Origin of the sequence: Brachybacterium sp. GCM10030267, assembly GCF_042666875.1 — a bacterium.
Lineage (GTDB): Bacteria > Actinomycetota > Actinomycetes > Actinomycetales > Dermabacteraceae > Brachybacterium.
This window is the reverse complement of record NZ_JBHTCX010000002.1, coordinates 109,073-128,010: the sequence shown is the minus strand read 5'-3', so window position 1 is coordinate 128,010 and position 18,938 is coordinate 109,073. Positions and strand designations below refer to the sequence as shown.

Annotated in this window: 16 protein-coding genes and 1 riboswitch; of the genes, 6 read left to right on the top strand and 10 right to left on the bottom strand. The window is 70.7% G+C overall.

What is annotated here, in order from left to right; genetic code table 11:
• Position 1: 1 nt before the first annotated feature.
• The 10 genes from gyrA to dnaA form a co-directional block, all read right to left on the bottom strand.
• Positions 2-2,608, bottom strand: coding sequence for a DNA gyrase subunit A (gene gyrA / locus ACFQS2_RS00940; protein ID WP_377018133.1), 2,607 nt, complete (start codon positions 2,606-2,608; stop codon positions 2-4).
• 339 nt (positions 2,609-2,947) lie between these two features.
• Positions 2,948-5,062 (bottom strand): DNA topoisomerase (ATP-hydrolyzing) subunit B, encoded by a 2,115-nt coding sequence (gene gyrB / locus ACFQS2_RS00935; protein WP_377792621.1) that lies wholly within the window; start codon positions 5,060-5,062, stop codon positions 2,948-2,950.
• Between the two features lie 442 nt (positions 5,063-5,504).
• The gene (gene ribH / locus ACFQS2_RS00930) at positions 5,505-5,996 is read right to left on the bottom strand and encodes a 6,7-dimethyl-8-ribityllumazine synthase (RefSeq protein ID WP_377017951.1); all 492 of its coding nucleotides are present in this window, start codon (positions 5,994-5,996) and stop codon (positions 5,505-5,507) included.
• Positions 5,993-7,324 carry a 3,4-dihydroxy-2-butanone-4-phosphate synthase gene (ribB, locus tag ACFQS2_RS00925; RefSeq protein ID WP_377792397.1) on the bottom strand — a complete coding sequence of 444 codons (1,332 nt, stop codon included), beginning with the start codon at positions 7,322-7,324 and terminating at the stop codon, positions 5,993-5,995. The genes ribH and ribB overlap by 4 nt, the downstream gene beginning before the upstream one ends.
• Positions 7,321-7,980, bottom strand: coding sequence for a riboflavin synthase (locus ACFQS2_RS00920; protein ID WP_377792396.1), 660 nt, complete (start codon positions 7,978-7,980; stop codon positions 7,321-7,323). Before ACFQS2_RS00920 ends, ribB begins: the two co-directional genes overlap by 4 nt.
• Before the next feature lie 17 nt (positions 7,981-7,997).
• Positions 7,998-9,056, bottom strand: a complete 1,059-nt coding sequence (gene ribD, locus ACFQS2_RS00915) for a bifunctional diaminohydroxyphosphoribosylaminopyrimidine deaminase/5-amino-6-(5-phosphoribosylamino)uracil reductase RibD (protein WP_377792395.1) — start codon at positions 9,054-9,056, stop codon at positions 7,998-8,000.
• A gap of 126 nt (positions 9,057-9,182) precedes the next feature.
• Positions 9,183-9,312: riboswitch (FMN riboswitch) on the bottom strand.
• Between the two features lie 66 nt (positions 9,313-9,378).
• The gene (locus ACFQS2_RS00910) at positions 9,379-10,227 is read right to left on the bottom strand and encodes a DciA family protein (protein WP_377792394.1); all 849 of its coding nucleotides are present in this window, start codon (positions 10,225-10,227) and stop codon (positions 9,379-9,381) included.
• Entirely contained in the window at positions 10,224-11,483 is a 1,260-nt protein-coding gene (gene recF, locus ACFQS2_RS00905) for a DNA replication/repair protein RecF (protein WP_377792393.1), read from the bottom strand. The genes ACFQS2_RS00910 and recF overlap by 4 nt, the downstream gene beginning before the upstream one ends.
• Positions 11,484-11,502: 19 nt before the next feature.
• Complete coding sequence (dnaN, locus tag ACFQS2_RS00900) at positions 11,503-12,627, bottom strand: DNA polymerase III subunit beta (RefSeq protein ID WP_377017939.1); 1,125 nt, start codon at positions 12,625-12,627, stop codon at positions 11,503-11,505.
• A gap of 552 nt (positions 12,628-13,179) precedes the next feature.
• The gene (dnaA, locus tag ACFQS2_RS00895) at positions 13,180-14,937 is read right to left on the bottom strand and encodes a chromosomal replication initiator protein DnaA (RefSeq protein ID WP_377792392.1); all 1,758 of its coding nucleotides are present in this window, start codon (positions 14,935-14,937) and stop codon (positions 13,180-13,182) included.
• 411 nt (positions 14,938-15,348) lie between these two features.
• On the opposite strand from dnaA, the gene rpmH reads away from it, so the two are divergent.
• The 6 genes from rpmH to rsmG all read left to right on the top strand — a co-directional run bounded on the left by rpmH (position 15,349) and on the right by rsmG (position 18,913).
• A complete protein-coding gene (gene rpmH / locus ACFQS2_RS00890) occupies positions 15,349-15,486 on the top strand; it encodes a 50S ribosomal protein L34 (protein ID WP_377017935.1) in 138 nt (45 codons plus the stop codon).
• Positions 15,487-15,528: 42 nt separating this feature from the next.
• Positions 15,529-15,897, top strand: a complete 369-nt coding sequence (rnpA, locus tag ACFQS2_RS00885) for a ribonuclease P protein component (protein ID WP_377792391.1) — start codon at positions 15,529-15,531, stop codon at positions 15,895-15,897.
• A complete protein-coding gene (gene yidD / locus ACFQS2_RS00880) occupies positions 15,894-16,253 on the top strand; it encodes a membrane protein insertion efficiency factor YidD (RefSeq protein WP_377792390.1) in 360 nt (119 codons plus the stop codon). The genes rnpA and yidD overlap by 4 nt, the downstream gene beginning before the upstream one ends.
• Before the next feature lie 85 nt (positions 16,254-16,338).
• The gene (gene yidC, locus ACFQS2_RS00875) at positions 16,339-17,445 is read left to right on the top strand and encodes a membrane protein insertase YidC (RefSeq protein WP_377792389.1); all 1,107 of its coding nucleotides are present in this window, start codon (positions 16,339-16,341) and stop codon (positions 17,443-17,445) included.
• A gap of 71 nt (positions 17,446-17,516) precedes the next feature.
• Positions 17,517-18,239: a protein jag gene (locus ACFQS2_RS00870; RefSeq protein ID WP_377792388.1), complete on the top strand. Its 723-nt coding sequence runs from the start codon at positions 17,517-17,519 to the stop codon at positions 18,237-18,239.
• Between the two features lie 8 nt (positions 18,240-18,247).
• Positions 18,248-18,913: a 16S rRNA (guanine(527)-N(7))-methyltransferase RsmG gene (gene rsmG / locus ACFQS2_RS00865; protein ID WP_377792387.1), complete on the top strand. Its 666-nt coding sequence runs from the start codon at positions 18,248-18,250 to the stop codon at positions 18,911-18,913.
• Positions 18,914-18,938 lie beyond the last annotated feature (25 nt).

Here is an 18,938-nt window from a genome sequence, read left to right as displayed (position 1 = left end):
ATCACTCCTCGATCGTGTCGTCGCCGCCGGAGGGCGACCGGTCGGACTCGTCAGAGCCTAGATCATCGGAGGGGGCCGGAGCTGACTGCGACTCGTCCTCGCTCGAGATCTCCACAGCATCCCCGCCTTCTGCCGCCGCGCCCTCGTCGAGGTCCGGGGTCTCCGCGACCTCGGCCAGCTCCTCGTCCACCTCGGACTCGGGGCTGGCGGTGACCAGCAGGATCTGATCGCCCTTGTCGGGCTTGGCGAAGACGACGCCCATGGTGGTGCGGCCCTTGGCCGGCACCTCGGCGACGCGGGAGCGGACCACGCGGCCGCGCTCCATGACCACGAGCAGCTCGTCGGACTCCTCCACGGCGGCGGCGCCGACGAGGTGGCCCCGGTCGTCGGGCAGCTTGGCGACCCGGATGCCCAGACCGCCGCGGCCCTGGACGCGGTACTCGTCGATGCTGGTGCGCTTGGCGTAGCCGCCCTCGGTCACGGTGACCACGTACTGGCCGGGCCGGACGACGTCCATGGCCAGCAGCTGGTCGTCATGGCGGAACTTCATGCCGGTCACGCCGGAGGTGGCGCGGCCCATCGGGCGCAGCACGTCGTCACCGGCCGGGAACCGCACGGACTGCCCGTTGCGGGAGACCAGCAGCAGATGGTCTTCGCTGTCGACCGCGCGGGCGGCGATCAGCCGGTCCGGCTCGGGCCCGTCCGGGCCGTCGATGTCGCGGAGGTTGATGGCGATGATGCCGCCGGTGCGGTTGGAGTCGAACGCCGGCATCGGAGTCTTCTTGACCAGCCCCGAACGGGTGGCCAGCACCAGGTACTGGGCATCCTCGTAGGTATCGATCGTCAGGACCGAGGCGATCTTCTCGTCGGGCTGGAAGGCGAGCAGGTTCGCCACGTGCTGGCCCTTGGCGTCCCGCGGGGCCTCGGGCAGCTCGTAGCCCTTGGCACGGTAGACCCGCCCCTGGTTGGTGAAGAACAGCAGCCAGCGGTGGGTGGTGGTGGTGAAGAAGTGCTCGACCACGTCGTCCGCGCGCAGCGAGGCCCCGCGCACTCCCTTGCCGCCGCGCTTCTGGGCGCGGTACTGGTCGGCGCGGGTGCGCTTGACGTAGCCGCCGCGGGTGATGGTGACGACCACGTCCTCCTCGGGGATCAGGTCCTCCATCGACATGTCGGTGTCGAACGGGAGGATCTGGGTGCGGCGGTCGTCGCCGTACTTGTCGACGATCTCGGACAGCTCCTCGGAGACGATGTCGCGCTGGCGCTGCGGGGAGGCCAGGATCGCGTTGTACTCCTCGATCAGGGCCTGCAGCCGGTCGTGCTCCTCGATGATCTTCTGGCGCTCCAGGGCGGCCAGTCGGCGCAGCTGCATCGCCAGGATCGCGTTGGCCTGGAGCTCGTCGATCTCCAGCAGCTCCATCAGCCCGGTGCGTGCCTCGTCGGCGTCCGGGGAGCGGCGGATCAGCGCGATGACCTCGTCCAGCGCGTCCAGGGCGCGGAGGTAGCCGCGGTAGATGTGGATCTGCTCCTCGGCCTTGCGCAGCCGGTACTGCGTGCGGCGCACGATGACATCGATCTGGTGCTTGGTCCACTCGCGGACGAACGAGTCGATCGACAGGGTGCGGGGCACATTGCCGGCCAGGGCCAGCATGTTCGCCGAGAAGTTCTCCTGCAGCTGGGTGTGCTTGTAGAGGTTGTTCAGCACCACCTTGGCGACCGCGTCGCGCTTGAGGGTGATGACCAGGCGCTGGCCGGTGCGGCCCGAGGTCTCGTCGGTGATGTCGGCGATGCCCTGGATCTTGCCCAGCTTGACCATCTCGGCGATCTTGCGGGCGAGATTGTCGGGGTTGACCTGGTACGGCAGCTCGGTCACCACGAGGCACATGCGGCCGTTGATCTCCTCGGTGGAGACCACGGCGCGCTGGGTGATGGAGCCGCGACCGGTGCGGTAGACGTCCTCGATGCCCTTGGTGCCGACGATCGTGGCGCCGTTGGGGAAATCGGGCCCCTTGATGTGCTCGAGGCAGGCCTCGAGCAGTTCGGGCTTGGTGGCCTCGTAGTTCCTGAGGTACCACTGGACGGCCCCCGCGACCTCCCGCAGGTTGTGCGGGGGGATGTTGGTGGCCATGCCCACCGCGATCCCGGCAGAGCCGTTGACCAGCAGGTTCGGGAAGCGGGCCGGGAGCACGACGGGCTCGTCGATGGTGTTGTCGTAGTTGCCCTGGGTATCGACCGTGTCCTGGTCGATGTCCCGCACCAGCTCCATCGCCAGGGGCGCCATCTTGCACTCGGTGTACCGGGGTGCGGCCGCACCGTCATCGCCCGCGGAGCCGAAGTTGCCCTGTCCCAGGATCAGCGGGTACCGCATCGCCCACGGCTGGACCAGGCGCACCATGGCGTCGTAGATCGCGCTGTCGCCGTGGGGGTGGTAGTTGCCCATCACGTCGCCGACGACCTTCGCGCACTTCGAGAAGGAGCGGTCGGGGCGGTAGCCGCCGTCGTACATCGCGTAGACGATGCGGCGGTGGACGGGCTTGAGGCCGTCGCGCACGTCCGGCAGCGCGCGGGAGACGATCACGCTCATCGCGTAGTCGAGGTAGGAGTGCTGCATCTCCTGGTTCAGGTCGACCTGGGTGATGCGGTCGACCTCGTTCTCATCCAGCGGATCGACGAGGGTGACCGTGCGATCGGCCGCCTCGGACTGCGAGACCTCGTGGGAGCCCTCCGGGGTGGAGGGGCCGACGATGCCGCCGGGCAGCGAGGGCGCCTCGGGATCCGGGGTCGCCTCGTCGGCGGGCCCGGTGCCGGGGTCCTGGGGCGTGGTCTCGTCGGGGCTGTTGGGGTCCTGCGGAGTGTCGCTCATGGCGTGGAAGGCCTTTCGGGTGGGGCCGAGGGTCGTGGGCGTTCCCGGGGGCGCTCGGGCCGGGCCGTGCGCGGCCCCGGGGAGCCCTCAGATGTCGAGGAAGCGGACGTCCTTGGCGTTCTCCTGGATGAAGCGGCGCCGGGACTCGACGTCGTCGCCCATCAGGACGGAGAAGATGGTGTCGACGTCGGCGGCCTCGTCGACGGTGACCTGCTTCAGGGTGCGCGAGTTGGTGTCCATGGTGGTGGTCTGGAGCTCCTTCCAGTCCATCTCGCCGAGGCCCTTGTAGCGTTGGATGCCGTTGTCCTTCGGGATCCGGCGGCCGGCGGCGCGGCCGGCCTCGAGGCGCTCGTCGCGCTCGTCGTCGCTGAAGACGTACTCGTGCGGGGCGTTGGACCACTTCAGGCGGTACAGCGGCGGCATGGCGACGAACACGTGACCGAGCTCGATCAGCGGGCGCATGTACCTAAACAGCAGCGTCAGCAGCAGGGTGACGATGTGCTGGCCGTCCACGTCGGCGTCGGCCATGAGGATGATCTTGTGGTACCGCAGCTTGGTGGCGTCGAAGTCCTCGCCGATGCCGGTGCCGAAGGCGGTGATCAGCGAGCGGACCTCCGCGTTGTCGAGCGCGCGGTCCAGCCGGGCCTTCTCCACGTTCAGGATCTTGCCGCGGATCGGCAGGATCGCCTGGTTGTAGGGCTCGCGGCCCGAGACCGCGGAGCCGCCGGCCGAGTCGCCCTCGACGATGAAGATCTCCGACTCCGCAGGATTGCGGGAGGCGCAGTCCTTGAGCTTGCCGGGCATGCCGCCGGACTCCAGCGGCGACTTGCGGCGGGTGGCGTCACGGGCCTTGCGGGCCGCCTCGCGGGCGGCGGCGGCCGCCTGGCCCTTCATGACGATGGCCTTGGCCTCCTGCGGGTGGGAGACGAACCAGTCCTGGAGCTGGTCGGTCATCACCTTGACCATGAAGGTGCGGGCGATGGTGTTGCCCAGCTTGGTCTTGGTCTGGCCCTCGAACTGGGGCTCACCCAGCTTCACCGAGATCACCGCGGTCAGGCCCTCGCGGATGTCCTCGCCGGTGAGGTTGGCGTCCTTCTCCTTGAGCAGGCCCTGTGCGCGCCCGTAGCGGTTCACGATCGAGGTCAGCGAGCTGCGGAAGCCCTCCTCGTGGGTGCCGCCCTCGTGGGTGTTGATCGTGTTGGCGTAGGTGTGCACGGACTCCGAGTAGGCACCCGTCCACTGCATGGCCACCTCGACGGAGATGTGCGCCTCGGTGTCCTCGGACTCGAAGGAGATGATGTCGGGGTGGATCACCTCGGCCTTCTTCGCCGTGTTGATGAACTCGACGAAGTCCTGCAGGCCGCGCTCGTAGAGGTAGGTGACCGAGTGCGGCCCGGTCTCCGTGCCGGCGCCCTCGGCCGCGAGCTCGACGTCGACGATGTCGTCCTCGCCGTCCTGATCGTCCTCGGAGGGGCGCTCGTCGGTCAGCGTGATCCGCAGTCCCTTGTTCAGGAACGCCATCTGCTGGAACCGCTTGCGCAGGGTCTCGAAGTCGTAGACGGTCTCGTCGAAGATCTCGTCATCGGCCCAGAAGGTGATGGTGGTGCCGGTCTCCTCGGTCTCCTCGCCCTTGTCCAGCGGGCCCTCGGGGACGCCGCGCCGGTAGGCCTGGCGCCACACGTGGCCCTGGCGGCGGATCTCGACCTCCATGCGCGAGGACAGGGCGTTGACCACGGAGGAGCCCACGCCGTGCAGGCCGCCGGAGACCGCGTAGCCGCCGCCGCCGAACTTGCCGCCGGCGTGCAGCACGGTCAGCACCAGCTCCACCGCGGGCTTTCCCTCGGTGGGGTGCATGTCCACGGGGATGCCGCGGGCGTGGTCGACGACGCGGACGCCGCCGTCGGCCAGCAGCGTCACCTCGATGGCGTCGCCGTGGCCGGCCATCGCCTCGTCCACGGAGTTGTCGACGATCTCCTGGACCATGTGGTGCAGTCCGCGCTCACCGGTGGAGCCGATGTACATGCCCGGGCGCTTGCGGACCGCCTCGAGGCCCTCGAGGACGGTGATGTCCGAGGCCTCGTAGTGCTCGGGAGCGTGGGCGGCCCGTTCGCCGGCGGACCCGGGCACCGGGGCGGCGGCGGTCTCCTCGCTGGTTCCGGACGACGGGTCCGGGATGCTCTGGGGCGCGTCCTGGTCGGGCATGGGTCGGTCGCTGTCGCTCACCTGGTGTGGCTCCTCGCAGTCCTGGGTCCCTCGGCCCGGAGTGCGCCGAGGGGAGTTCGGCAGTGCGCCGCGGCCCATGGGTCCGGCTCAGCACACAGGCGGCCCACGGAGCTCCCGCGCGCGCACGCGCGTACGGGGACCCGTAGGCCACAGCGGCCGAGCCGACGGCATGAGTCCACGAGGACGTCGGAGGACGTCGGCCGAACCTGCTCGATTCTACCGGAAAACGCCGTCTGGACCTACTACGCCACTCCGTCGTGTGGACAACGTGACGCAGAATCGGTGCCACGCGTCGCGCGAAGGGCTCTGCAAGGCGCCGACGGACCGGCCGACGGGGACCGGTACGTCGCCCGGGGTCCGGGCGCGGCACAGGCGAATCTGAGGATCCGATGCGTCCGCGCCGGCCGGTCCCCGCGGCTGCTCAGCTCCTCCCGCCCGCGGCCGACGGGATCCGCCCGAGCACTCCGGCCGTGACCAGAGCCGCCGAGGCGGCCTCGTATCCCTTGTCCTCACCGGATCCGGGCAGACCCGCACGATCCAGCGCCTGCTGCTCATCATCGCAGGTCAGGAGGCCGAAGCCCACAGGGATCCCGTGGTCGAGGCTGACCCGGGAGAGTCCGTCGGTCGCCGCCCGGCAGACGTAGTCGAAGTGCGGGGTCCCGCCGCGGATGACGACGCCGAGGGCGACGACGACGTCGTGGGTGCGGGCCAGGCGGTCCGCGACCACGGCCAGCTCCATGCTGCCGGGGACGCGGAGCACGGCCGGATCGGGCAGCTGAGCCTCGGCGCAGGCGCGCAGGGCGCCGGCGATCAGACCGTCCATCACCTGGTCGTGCCAGGAGGCCGCGACGAGGGCGACGCGGGCGCCGGGCAGGTGGGGGATCTCCGCGGTGGGGCTTCCGGATCCGCTCATGGTCTCTCTCCGTTCGGTGCGGTGCCGGCCTCGCGGGGGAGGCCGGCGGAGGTGATCGGTGGCAGGCCGACGAGGTGATGGCCCAGCCGGTCGCGCTTGGTGGTCAGGTACGCGAGGTTCTCGGGGGTGGCGTGGGTGGTGAGGTCCACCGTGCCCGTGACCTCGACGCCTCCGGCGCGCAGCGCGTCGGCCTTCGCCGGGTTCTGGGTGAGCAGCTCGATCGCGCCGACGCCGAGGTGGTCGAGGATCTGCGGGACGATCGTGAAGGATCGGGAGTCGACGGGGAGGCCGAGATCGAGGTTGGCGTCGACGGTGTCGCGGCCGTGCTCCTGGAGCGCATAGGCGCGCAGCTTCTCCAGCAGCCCGATGCCGCGGCCCTCATGGCCGCGGAGCAGGATCAGCACCCCCCGACCGGCGGCATCGATGCGGGCGAGCGACTCCTCGAGCTGGGGACCGCAGTCGCAGCGCCGGCTGCCCAGGATGTCCCCGGTGACGCACTCGGAGTGGACCCGCGTCAGCACCGGCCCGGGCGTGGTGACCTCGCCGCGCACGAGGACCAGGTGCTCTGCCGAGCCCTCGCGGACGGCGAGCGCACGGAACCGGCCGTATCTCGTCGGCAGCTCGACCGGCGCCGTGACCTCCAGCGGCTCGTGCCTCACCTGCGGGACGGGCGCGGCCGGCAGCTCCGGAGACTCCGCGAACGCCGGAGCGTCGTGGGTCCGCCGGTGCTCGACGAGGGCCTCGATCGAGATCATGGCCAGGCCGTGCTCGTCGGCGAACGCGCGCAGGGCGGGCCCGCGCATCATGCTGCCGTCGTCGTGGACGAGTTCGACGATCATCCCGACGTCCGGCAGGCCCGCCAGGCGCGTGAGGTCCACCGCGGCCTCGGTGTGGCCGCGCCGTTCGAGCACGCCGCCGTCGCGGGCTCGCAGGGGGAAGACGTGTCCCGGTCGGATCAGATCGCCGGGGCCGGACCGCGGGGAGGCCAGCACCTGCAGGGTGCGGGCCCGGTCGGCGGCGCTGATGCCGGTGGTGACGCCCTCGTGGGCGTCGACGCTGACCGTGTACGCGGTGCGCAGCGGATCGGCGTTGGAGGCGACCATCAGCGGCAGCTCGAGGGCGTCGGCCCGGGCGGCGCTCACGGGCGCGCAGAGCAGACCGCTGGAGTACCGCACGGCGAAGGCCAGCAGCTCCGGGGTCGCGGCGCTCGCGGCGAGGATCAGGTCGCCCTCGTTCTCGCGGTCCTCGTCGTCGATCACGATCACCGGCCGGCCGGCCGCGATGTCGTCGATCGCGCGGGGTATCGGGTCCAGTCGCAGCGTGCTCATCGTCCGGTCTCCGCTCCGGCCAGTGCGCCGACCGTCAGCTTCTCGACGTACTTCGCGAGCACGTCGACCTCCAGGTTGACCCGGTCGCCCACGCGGCGCAGGCCGAGCGTGGTGCGCTCGAGGGTCTCGGGGATCAGCGCGATGGTGACCAGGCCGTCCTCGAGCGCGGCGACGGTGAGGCTCACCCCGTCCACGGTGAGCGAGCCCTTCTCCACGAGGTAGCGATCCAGGCCCGGGGTGCTCAGGCGCAGCAGCGTCCCGCCCTGGCCCTCCTCCCGGCCCAGAACCTCCCCGACCCCGTCGACATGGCCCTGGACGATGTGCCCGCCCAGGCGCCCGTCGGCGCGCAACGAGCGCTCGAGGTTCACGCGGTCCCCGGCGCTGAGACCCGCGAGGGTGGTGGCGGCGAGGGTGGTGGGGATGACGTCGGCGGTCCAGATCTCGCCGTCGATGTCCGCGACGGTCAGGCAGCAGCCGCTGACGGCGATCGAGTCGCCGAGGGCGACGTCCTCGAGGACGTGGGGCGAGCGGATCCGCAGCCGGACGGTGCCGTGGTCGGGCCCGGTCCCGTCGGGCCGGGGCTGGTCGGGATGGGACTGGTCGGGCGGGATGACGGCGTCGACCGTCCCCAGCTCCTCGATGAGGCCTGTGAACATGGCGGGTTCCCTTCGGGTCAGGGTCGGGTGGTACGGGGGCGCAGAGTCAGCTGGAGGTCGGTGCGCCCGTCGGGTGAGGTCAGTGGCTCGGTGGTGACGAGGTCGAGGTCGAGGCGGTCGGCGATCGTGGTGATGCCGAGGTCACCGATCCCGGCGGGGCCGGCGCCGAGCAGGGTCGGGGCGAGGTGGACGATGAGTTCGTCGACCGTGCCGGCGGCGAGGAAGGCGGCGGTGAGAGTGGGCCCGCCTTCGAGCAGCACGTGCCGTTGCCCGCGCTCGAACAGGTCGGCGAGGGCGCTGGAGGGATCCCGAGTGCGCAGCGCGATCTCGGGGCCGGCTCCGTCCAGGGCCGGCAGCGGCGGGTGGTCGCTGATGCCCATGACGGCCCGGTGCGGCTGCCGGGGCAGGAGCGTGCCGTCGCCCCGGCGAGCGGTGAGGGTCGGATGGTCCGCGCGCGCGGTGCCGGTACCGATCAGCACGGTGTCGCAGGTGGCGCGGAGGCGGTGGACCTCCTGCCGGGCGGTCTCGCCGGTGATCCAGCGGCTGCTGCCGTCGGCCGCGGCAGCCCTGCCGTCCAGGGTGAGGGCGATCTTCGCGGTGACCAGGGGGCGGCCGTGCCGCAGGCCGTGCTCCCAGCCGCGGTTCAGGGCGGCCGCCCGCGCCGCGAGATCCTCCGGGACCTCGTCCTCGACCTCGATCCCTGCGGCGCGCAGCGTCTCGATCCCGCCGGCGGCCGCGGGGTTCGGATCCCGGCGAGCGACGACGACCCGGGCGATGCCGGCGGCGATCAGCGCGTCCGCGCACGGATCGGTGCGGCCGACGTGGGTGCACGGCTCGAGCGTGACGACGGCCGTCGCCCCGGCCGGCGATCCGCTCCCCTCACGGCGAGCGTCGGCGAGGGCGTCGGCTTCGGCGTGGGCCGTGCCGGCCCCGCGGTGGTGGCCTTCGGCGAGGACCGTGCCGTCCGGGGTCAGCAGGACGCAGCCGACGCGGGGATTGGGGCCGAGAGGGACGGCAGGATCCGCCGCGATCTCCAGGGCGCGGCGCAGGGCGTCGCGCTCACGGGTGCTGAGCATGCTCTCTCCTCCGGTCCGCGTCGCTCGCGGTCCGGAGTGAGGGAGGGGTCACGGAGGCGGCGTCACTCCGGGGTGCCGCTGCCGGCGCACGGAGAGTGCGCGGCCAGGGCCGTCCGGAGGACGACGTCGCGTGCGCTTCCCATCCGGACTCTGACCGTCGGTCCAGGAGTTCCACCTGGTCAACCGAGGGCCGAAGGCCATCGGGTCGCGGACTGTCACCGCCGGCTCGGAATTTCACCGACCCCAGTGCACGCGAGCTTTCCAGCTCGTCGGAGCCCACGCTAGCAGTCGGTGGCCCGCCGTGGCGGCGCCGAGAGACGTCTCACCCGTAGGTGTCGCGGGGTCCGCGCCAGGTGACGGTGCGCCGGCCCTTCTTCCAGCTGCGTTCGGCCGCGGCCGGGCCCGTGACCCGCAGCTCGGAGATCACGTGGGCGCCGATGTGCTCCTCGATGGTCGTGATCAGCTGGGGTGAGAGCATCCGCAGCTGGGATGCCCAGGCGGAGGAGGAGGCGCTGACCACGAGCACGCCGTCCTCGAAGCTGACGGGGCGGCAGTGGGTGCTGATCCGTTCGCCCACGATGTCGTCCCATTCCTCCAGCACGCGCCCGGCGCTCATCCCCGCGTTCCAGCCCAGGTTCCCCAGCACTTTGCGCAGCACGGTCTCGATGCTCTGGGGGTCCCGGGGGTCCGGCCGGGAGCCGGAGTAGCCGGGCGCGCTGCCGGATCGGTCGCGCACATCTCGTGCCTGGGTCTTCGCCGAGATGGGGAACAGGCCCCGGTCCCGCGCCGCGGCCCGCGAGCGGTTGACCGTGCGGCGGGCCAGTTCGAAGGGGTCGGCCACGGCGGCGAGCTCCGGCGGGTCGTACAGCTCCTCGGTCTCGTCCGCGCCCACCGTGCCGTCATCGTCGCCGGGACCACCAGGGGCGCCCGTCCCGAAGGCCGCGTCCGGGCCGGTGCTGCCCTCGCGGCGCGACCGGGCCGACCCGCTCGGGGCCGTCGCCCGTGAGCCGCGGCCCGATTCCTCCGGTGGAGCCGGCAGTGCCTGTCCGGCCGAGGGGCCGGGACGCGCGCCGTCGGTGCGACCGGTCCAGGTGGAGAGGTCGTAGGGATTGGCGAGGCGCGGCCGGGAGGGACCGTCGTTGCCTGGGTCGCCGCCGGGACGCGGGGTCATGGCCGGCTCCCGTCCTCGCGGGGCACGGCCGCTCCCAGGCTGACATCGACGACGTGGATCTCGCCGTCCAGCGATGCGGGGATGTCACTGTCGTTCGCGGTGGTGATCAGCACCTGCGACGCGTGGGTGACGATCCGTCCCAGGCGGTCGCGGCGGCGGGTGTCGAGCTCGCTGAAGACGTCGTCGAGGATGAGGATCGGTTCACCGTCCCCGAGGTCGCCCTCCTCGAGCCGCAGCAGATCGTAGGAGGCCAGTCGCAGGGCGAGGGCCAGGGACCAGGACTCGCCGTGGCTGGCATAGCCCTTGGCGGGGAAGTCGTGCAGCCGGATCTCGAGGTCGTCGCGATGCGGCCCGCTGAGCGTGACGCCGCGGTCGATCTCCTCGTCATGGCGGCGGGCGAGCAGATCCAGCAGCACGTCGTGGATCTCGCGGGTGCTGGGCAACTGTCCCGGCGCGGCCCCGAGCTCGTCCAGTGCGGTGGAGCGGTAGGCGACGTCGGCCGGGGAATCGACGTCCCCACGCTGGTCGGGCGGGAGGTCGAGGGCCTCTTCGGCGCCTTCGTCCGTGGCGACCCGCAGGTACGAGTAGCCCAGGTGGGGGCGGAGGCGGTTGACCAGGTGGAGCCGGGCGCGCAGCAGATCCGCGCCGAGGCGGGCGAGCTGCTGGTCCCACACCTCGAGGGTGGAGGCCGCCGTCTCGGACGGGTCCAGACCGCCGACGGGATTGGCGCTGCTGCCGCGGCGCAGGGAACGCATCTGCTTGAGCAGGTTGCTGCGCTGCTTGAGCACACGGTCGTAGTCGGCCTTGACCGAGGCGTAGCGGGGGGCGATGACGAACAGCAGCTCGTCCAGGAAGCGCCGCCGGCCCTCGGGATCGGCCTTGACCAGGCCCAGGTCCTCGGGCGCGAAGAGCACGGCCCGCACCTCGCCGAGCAGGTCCCGCAGGCGGGAGACGTTCTGGCCCTGCAGCCGGGCGCGGTTCGCCCTGCCCGGGGTGATCTCGAGGTCGACCTGCAGCGGGCGACCGGCACGCTGGAAGGTGGCGCGGACGATCGCGGTCGACTCCCCGCGCCGCACCAGTGCCGCGTCGTGCGGCACACGGTGGCTGGAGAGGGTCGCCAGGTACCACACGGCTTCGACGATGTTCGTCTTGCCCTGGCCGTTCTGGCCGACCATCACCGTGATGCCCGGATGCACCGGCAGAGTGAGCCGCGGGTAGGAGCGGTAGTCCGTGAGGTCGAGAGCGGTCAGCTGCACGGAGAGACCACTCCCGCCCTCAGATCCGCATCGGCATGATCAGGTACTTGTACGAGGTGTCGGGAGTCCCTTCGAGGGAGTCCTGACCGCTCATGACCGAGGGCTTGATGGAGTCGGTGAACACGAGCCGCGCGAACTCCGCGCCGAGGGCGCCGAGCCCGTCGAGCAGGAACCCGGAATTGAAGCCGACGACGAGATCCTCGCCCTCGAGGTGCGCCTCGAGGACTTCGCTGGCCTGGGCGTCGTCACCGGCGCCGGCCTCGAGGGCGACCTGGCCCTCGGTGAAGGACAGTCGCACGGGGGTGTTGCGCTCGGCGACCAGGGAGACGCGCTTGACGGCCTCCATCAGGGGGCCGGTGGCGACGACCGCGGTGATCGCGGTGGTCTCGGGGAAGAGCCGACGCACCGGCGGGTACTCGCCGTCGACCAGCGTCGATGTCGTGCGGCGGCCGCCGGCCTCGAACCCGATGAGGTTCGCCGAGGCGTCCTCGGCCAGAGCGATGTCGACGCTGCCGCCGGTGGACATCGAGCGGGCGACCTCGTGGAGGGTGCGGCCGCGCACCAGGGCGGTCTGCTCGGCGCCGGGCGTGGTGGGCGTCCAGGTCAGCTCGCGCATCGCCAGGCGGTAGCGGTCGGTGGCCATCAGGGTCATGGTCTCGCCGGTGATCTCGACCTTCACGCCGGTCAGCAAAGGGAGGGTGTCGTCCTTCGAGGCGGCGACGGTGACCTGGCTGATGGCCTCGGAGAACACGTCGGCCGCGACGGACCCGGCCACGGGCGGCATCGACGGCAGCTGCGGGTACTCCTCGACCGGGAGCGTGGCCAGGGCGAAGCGGGCGCTGCCGCAGCGGACCTGGAGCTTGGTGCCCTCGAGCGCGATGGAGACGTCCTTGTTCGGCAGTGCTCGGACGATGTCGGAGAGCATCCGGCCCTGGACCAGGACCTCACCGGGCTGCTCGACCTCGGCATCGAGTCGGATCTGGGCGCTGACCTCGTAGTCGAACGTGGACAGCTGCAGTTCGCCGCTGGCATCGGCGACGATGCGCACGCCCTGCAGGATCGGCATCGCCGGCCGGACGGGGAGGGTTCGGGTGGCCCAGGAGACGGCGTCGCCGAGGACGCCGCGGTCGAGGTGGAACTTCACCGTTGCCACTCCTTCGCAGTGGTCGAATGCCAGAACTTGATCGAACGGAGCACAGCGTATCGGTTTCGCGGACCTCTCGCCGACACACCGTCCAGGATCCTTGACAGCCGTCCCGTCATCGCGCGTCGATCACCTGTCATGGGCCACCGCGTCATCGGCCCCGTCGTCGGCGCTTCCGACACCCGCGCATCCACATCCCCGTCGAGCAAAGAACTACAGTCCTCTTCTTCACGGCTGTGTACTTCGTGGACAACCACCATCGTCGCAGGTGAGCCCGTATGACCGTCACGTGGACCAGCCGGGGATCGGCGTCATCGCGAGGTGCATCGGTTGTGCATGCACCCGTTCGTGCACGGCATTTTTGTCATTCAGCCGTTCACATCGGCTCCTGCGCAGATGCCGATCACTCCACACCGTCCACAGAGTTTTCCACAGTTGGGGAGAAGCTGGCGCTGACCAGGAATGTTCTTCAGACACCCGTCGGGGGCCGGTCACTGTCCACAGCATCGTCCCCAGCGCCGTCGGTTTCTCGGGACCACAGCCCCGCGAACCTCACGCCCGGGTCGAGGAGCTGGAGCTCTTGATACGCGCAGTCAGCTCTGTGACCTGGTTGAAGATCGCCCGGCGTTCCTTCATCAGCTCGCTGATCTTCTTGTTCGCGTGCATGACGGTGGTGTGGTCCCGCCCGCCGAACTCCTCCCCGATGCGGATCAGCGGCATGTCCGTCAGCTCGCGGCACAGGTACATGCCGATCTGCCGGGCCGAGACCAGCCGGCGGGAGCGGCCGGTGCCGACGATCTCGTCGACCGAGAGGCCGAAGTAGGTCGCGGTCTGGGCGATGATCGTCGACGCCGTGATCTGGGCGCCGTCGTCGTGGGAGAGCAGATCCTTCAGCACGCTCTCGGCGAGCGTGACGTCCATCGGCTGCCGCGAGAGCGAGTGCAGCGCCTGGACGCGGATCAGAGCCCCCTCCAGCTCGCGGATGTTGGTGGCGATGTGCGAGGCGATGTACTCGAGCACCTCGTGCGGGACCTCGCCGGTGTTCTCCTGGGCGACCTTCTTCCGCAGGATCGCGATGCGGGTCTCGAGGTCGGGCGGCTGCACGTCGGTCATCAGCCCCATCTCGAACCGTGACCGCATGCGGTTCTCGAAGCCTCCGAGCTCCTTCGGCGGCAGATCGGAGGTGATCACGATCTGCTTGTCGGTGTTGTACAGCGTGTTGAACGTATGGAAGAAGGCTTCCATCGTCTCCGGGGCACGCTGGAGAAACTGGATGTCGTCGATGAGCAGGATGTCGATGTCGCGGTAGCGGCGCTGGAACTCCTGGGCCTTGCCGAACTGGCCGGACTGCACGGAGTTGATGAAGTCGTTGGTGAACTCCTCGGAGTTCACGTAGCGCACCACGATGTCCGGGTACAGGCTCTGGGCGTAGTGGCCGACGGCGTGCAGCAGGTGGGTCTTGCCCAGGCCGGAGCCGCCGTAGATGAACAGCGGGTTGTACGCCTTGGCCGGGGTCTCCGAGACCGCCGAGGCGGCGGCCTGTGCGAAGCGGTTCGAGGACCCGATGACGAACGTCTCGAAGGTGTACTTCCCGTTCAGACGCGAATCCTCGCCGAGCGTGGGCTCGCCGGCGGCCGGCGCCGACGGGCGACGCGGGGCCGGGCCCGGGGACGGCGCCGAGGACCCGGTCAGCGCCGAGAGTCCCGCGTAGGCGCTGGGATCATCGGCCGCGCTGCCGGTGTAGGACCCCGTCGACGTGAAGCGGGTCGAGGAGAACCGGGGGGAGAACGGGTCGGCGTCGGAATCGGTGCCGGCGGAGCCCGCCGAGGCGCTGCTGGGAAGCGCGGGGCGACCGGTCTGGTCCCCCGAGGGCAGCACGGAGCCCTCGTCGCGCCGGAAGGGGCCGCTGGTGTCGTCACCGCTGTGGAACTCGTGGACATCCGGCAGGGACGTGTCCACATCTCCGTCCACAGGATGTGCACCGGAGGCGGTAGAAGCCGAGGTCGCCTCGGCCGAAGGCGCGGGCTCGTCGGTGTCCTCCTCAAGCAGCAGCGACTCGTCGACGGTCACGGCGAAGCGGATGTCGCGGCCGGTGGCCTCGCTGAGAGCAGCCTTGAGGGACCCGGCGATCCGGTGCTCGAACAGCTCTTTCGCCGAGGTCGACGGCGCCGCGAGCAGGGCGGTGTCCGCCACCACGGCCATCAGACGGGACAGGGTCAGCAGGGCGATCACGCGCTGGGACACGGTGTCGTCACGGCGCAGTGTCTGCAGGGTGCGTTCCCAGATCGCGTCGACGTTCGCGTCAGGCATCAGGTTCTCCATAGGGGCGATCAGCGGTCCGGGTAGTTTTCCACAATAGCCCCTGTATTGTGGATCCCGGCTGTGGACAGCTCACCCGTGAGGTCTCTCTCCCGGGTGCCGGGTCGGTCTCGGCCCGCGGTGGCGTGAGCCGGCGCTCGCAGTGAGAATCCGGCCACAACCGGCGGTCACGGCGTCTCAGCCGTTGACCCCCCGGTCCGCCGCGCCTAACATCGTGCAGTCAGCGCTGCGCGCCGTCCCCGACACGGTCCCTGGCCGCCCCCATGCGGCCTCCGGTTCCGGCGGTGTCGTTCGGTCTCTCGGCAGCCGCCCCGTCACGGCGGGTGCGCCCGGGCAGACCGGTCGCAGCAGACCTCAGACCACCGCGAGGGGCATGTTCGTGCCCACGATCGAGGAGAACCGATGAGCAAGCGCACGTTCCAGCCGAACATCCGCCGTCGTGCCAAGAAGCACGGCTTCCGCGCCCGCATGCGCACCCGCGCCGGCCGCGCCATCCTGAACGCCCGCCGCGCCAAGGGCCGCGCCGACCTCTCCGCGTGAGGCGGAGGGCCGCCGTGACCGGACCCGCAGCACCATGGCTCTGTGAACTGGTCTAGTCACCGGCTCCGCACCGGCGACGAATTCCGCGCCGTCACCCGGGGTGGCGTGCGCAGCGCCCGATCCCACGTGGTCGTGCACCTCAGCCTGCTCTCGCAGGAGGGGGACGCACCCCGCGTGGGATTCGTCGTGTCCAAGAAGATCGGCAACGCCGTCGTGCGGAACCGGGTCACCCGCCGGCTGCGGGAGATCGCCCGCGCCCACCTCGACCGCATGCCTCCCGGATCGGCGGCGGTGATGCGGGCGCTGCCGGGCATCGAGCAGCAGCCCTTCGCCGCGCTCGAGGCCGACGTCGTCGCCGCGCTGGGCTCGGCCGCGCGCAAGCTCGAGCGTCGTCGGGAGGCGGCGCGATGACGATGCACCAGGCCAACCGGGCCAATCGGGCCAACCGGGCTCGAGGGCGCAACCGGGGCAACGCCTCGCACGGCGCGCTGCGGGCGGTGCTGTGGCTCCCGCGCCGGGCTCTCGCACTGCTGGTGCGTGCCTACCAGGTCGGCATCTCCCCGTACACGCCGCCCGCCTGCCGGTACGACCCGGTGTGCTCGCAGTACGGCATGGACGCCCTGCGCGTGCACGGCGCGCTCAAGGGGACGCTGCTGACCATCGGGCGGATCGTGCGCTGCAACCCGCTCACCCGCGGCGGTCCCGATCCGGTGCCTGCACCGGGCATGTGGAGGAATCCACGCCGACTGCGGTACCCGGCCCGCTAGGGCCTACCCTTGTCCAAGACTCCCGACCACAGCCGTCACCTCGTATGAACGTCATGCGCATCCGGGCGGCAGGAAGACCAGGCCGATGAACCCCCTGTTTCCCATCGAGTGGGCCGTCGCATGGCTCATGGTGCAGTTCCATGCGCTGCTGTCCACGTTCATGGAACCGGACTCCGGCATCACGTGGGTGCTGTCGATCGTCGGCCTCACGGCCGTGGTGCGCACCCTGATCATCCCGCTGTTCGTCCGGCAGATCCGGGCCTCGCGCGCGATGCAGATGGTCTCGCCCGAGCTCAAAGAGGTCCAGAAGAAGTACAAGGGCAAGACGGACCAGGCCTCCCGCCAGAAGATGGCGGAGGAGACGATGGCGCTGTACAAGGATGCCGGCGCCAGCCCGTTCTCCTCGTGCCTGCCGATGCTCCTGCAGATGCCGATCTTCTTCGGCCTCTTCCGTGTGCTCTACGTCAAGCTCCCCGATGCGGCCGACGGTGAACGCTTCGGACCGCTGACCTCGGACCTGGCTCGCAGTGCCAGCAACTCCACCATCTTCGGCGACGTCACCATCGCCGATTCGTTCCTCAACGCGGGCGAGGGTGGCATGACCACCCGGATCGTCGCCGCCATCATCATCGCGTGCATGTGTGCAGTCACCTTCTTCACCCAGAAGGAACTGACCATGAAGAACATGCCGAAGGCGGCCCTCGAGGGCCCCATGGCGAACACGCAGAAGATGATGCTGTACATGCTCCCGTTCATCTACGTGATCACGGGGCCGGGCATGCCGATCGGTGTGCTCATCTACTGGCTGACCACCAACGTGTGGACCTTCGGCCAGCAGTACATCGTCATCCGCGCCACCCCCACCCCGGGATCGGACGCGGAGAAGGAGCGCCAGTCGCGCATCAACGCCAAGCGCGAGCGCAAGGGCCTCGAGCCGCTCGACTTCACCCCGCCCAAGAAGGTCAGCGAACCCGAGCCCGATCCGCAGATCCGCGTGCAGCCGGTGAGCAAGAACCGCGGCGGCAAGAAGCTCACTGACCAGGAGAAGCTCGAGCGCGCCCGCGCGGCCCGTGCGAAGGCCGCCGAGGAGCGGCGCAAGGCCCAGGAGGCGGCCGGCGAGACCCCGACGCCGCCCCCGTCGACGTCCCCGCTGAACAAGAGCGCGAAGAAGAAGTCCAAGCGCAAGAAGTGACCTCGCACCCCGGGAGCACGGACGCTCCCGGGAGCGCACCCGACTCATCCCAGCATTCCTCGGAGGACCGAATGAACGACACCACGCCTGATGTCCCGACCGCCGGCGAGGCCGACGACCGGCCGGTGACCGCGCCCGAGCAGTCCGCCGCGTCCGAGGCCTCTGCCCGGTCCGCCCCGGAGCCCGCCGCTGAGTCCGGGCATGCCGGGCAGTCCGGCCCCGAGGTGGCCCGACCTGCCGAGTCGGCCGACGAGGAGGACCGTGGTGCCTCCGGCGACCTGGAGGACGGCGGGGAGGACGAGGCCGATCCGACGGAGTCCTCCCAGGAGCGGCTGCGCCGGCTCGAGGAGGAGGGCGATATCGCCGCCGACTACCTCGAGGAGCTGCTGGACATCGCCGATCTCGATGGCGACATCGACATCGACGTGGACGGGGATCGCGCCTCGGTCGAGATCCGCGGCGCCCACCAGCTGGAGAAGGTGAACCGGCCCAAGGGCGAGGTGCTCGACGCTTTGCAGGAGCTCGCGCGGCTGGCCGTGCAGACCCGCACCGGCAACCGCTCCCGGCTCATGCTCGACATCGGCGGCTTCCGCGCCGAGCACAAGGACAGCCTCGAGGACCTCGCCGCCCAGGCGGCCGCCGAGGCGAAGGAGACCGGTGCCCCGGTCCCGATGCGACCGATGAACCCGTTCGAGCGCAAGGTCGTCCACGACGTCGCCAAGCGCGAGGGCCTGCGGTCGGAGTCCGACGGGGACGGCAAGAGCCGCCATGTCGTGATCTACCCCGGATCCTGAGGCGCCCGATGCTGTCCCTGCCCGACTCGCTGCGCCCGTCGGCCGAGCGTCTGTTCGCGGACCGTCTCGAGCTGGCGGAGCGCTTCACCGGCATGCTCGCCGAGCAGGGCCCCGAACGCGGACTCATCGGCCCGCGCGAGGTGGAGCGGCTGTGGGAGCGGCACATCCTCAACTGTGCGCTGATGGCCGACGCGATCGACCCCGACGCCTCGACGCTGGCCGACGTCGGATCCGGTGCGGGACTGCCCGGTGTGGTGCTTGCGATCGCGCGGCCGGGAGTGAGGGTCACGCTCATCGAGACCATGCAGCGCCGGGCGACGTGGCTCGAGGAGATCGAGGCGGAGCTCGGCCTGGGGCTGGAGGTCGTGCGCGCCCGCGCGGAGGATCTGCACGGTGCGCGCAGCTTCGACGTCGTCACCGCCCGGGCGGTCGCCGCCCTGGACAAGCTCGCACGCTGGACGCTGCCGCTGGTCGGCGAGGGCGGCCAGCTGCTGGCGATGAAGGGCAGTTCGGCCGCCGACGAGCTGGACGCCGCCCAGAAGTTGCTGCGCCGGCTCGGCGGCACCGATGCCCAGATCTCCCAGTACGGGGTCGGTGAGGTCGAGGTTCCCACTACAGTGGTCCAAGTGCGTCGCCGGGTGCCGGCGAGCAGGAAGGGAGATCCACGTGGCTGACCAGCGCGAAGATTCCTCTCCGGGC

Excerpts from the sequence above, each read along its gene's own strand:
- gyrA (WP_377018133.1), bottom strand. The coding sequence starts at position 2,608 with ATGCAGCACTCCTACCTCGACTACGCGATGAGCGTGATCGTCTCCCGC.
- gyrB (WP_377792621.1), bottom strand. The coding sequence starts at position 5,062 with ATGCCCGACCAGGACGCGCCCCAGAGCATCCCGGACCCGTCGTCCGGA.
- ribH (WP_377017951.1), bottom strand. The coding sequence starts at position 5,996 with ATGAGCGGATCCGGAAGCCCCACCGCGGAGATCCCCCACCTGCCCGGC.
- ribB (WP_377792397.1), bottom strand. The coding sequence starts at position 7,324 with ATGAGCACGCTGCGACTGGACCCGATACCCCGCGCGATCGACGACATC.
- ACFQS2_RS00920 (WP_377792396.1), bottom strand. The coding sequence starts at position 7,980 with ATGTTCACAGGCCTCATCGAGGAGCTGGGGACGGTCGACGCCGTCATC.
- ribD (WP_377792395.1), bottom strand. The coding sequence starts at position 9,056 with ATGCTCAGCACCCGTGAGCGCGACGCCCTGCGCCGCGCCCTGGAGATC.
- ACFQS2_RS00910 (WP_377792394.1), bottom strand. The coding sequence starts at position 10,227 with ATGACCCCGCGTCCCGGCGGCGACCCAGGCAACGACGGTCCCTCCCGG.
- dnaA (WP_377792392.1), bottom strand. The coding sequence starts at position 14,937 with ATGCCTGACGCGAACGTCGACGCGATCTGGGAACGCACCCTGCAGACA.
- rpmH (WP_377017935.1), top strand. The coding sequence starts at position 15,349 with ATGAGCAAGCGCACGTTCCAGCCGAACATCCGCCGTCGTGCCAAGAAG.
- yidD (WP_377792390.1), top strand. The coding sequence starts at position 15,894 with ATGACGATGCACCAGGCCAACCGGGCCAATCGGGCCAACCGGGCTCGA.
- yidC (WP_377792389.1), top strand. The coding sequence starts at position 16,339 with ATGAACCCCCTGTTTCCCATCGAGTGGGCCGTCGCATGGCTCATGGTG.
- ACFQS2_RS00870 (WP_377792388.1), top strand. The coding sequence starts at position 17,517 with ATGAACGACACCACGCCTGATGTCCCGACCGCCGGCGAGGCCGACGAC.
- rsmG (WP_377792387.1), top strand. The coding sequence starts at position 18,248 with ATGCTGTCCCTGCCCGACTCGCTGCGCCCGTCGGCCGAGCGTCTGTTC.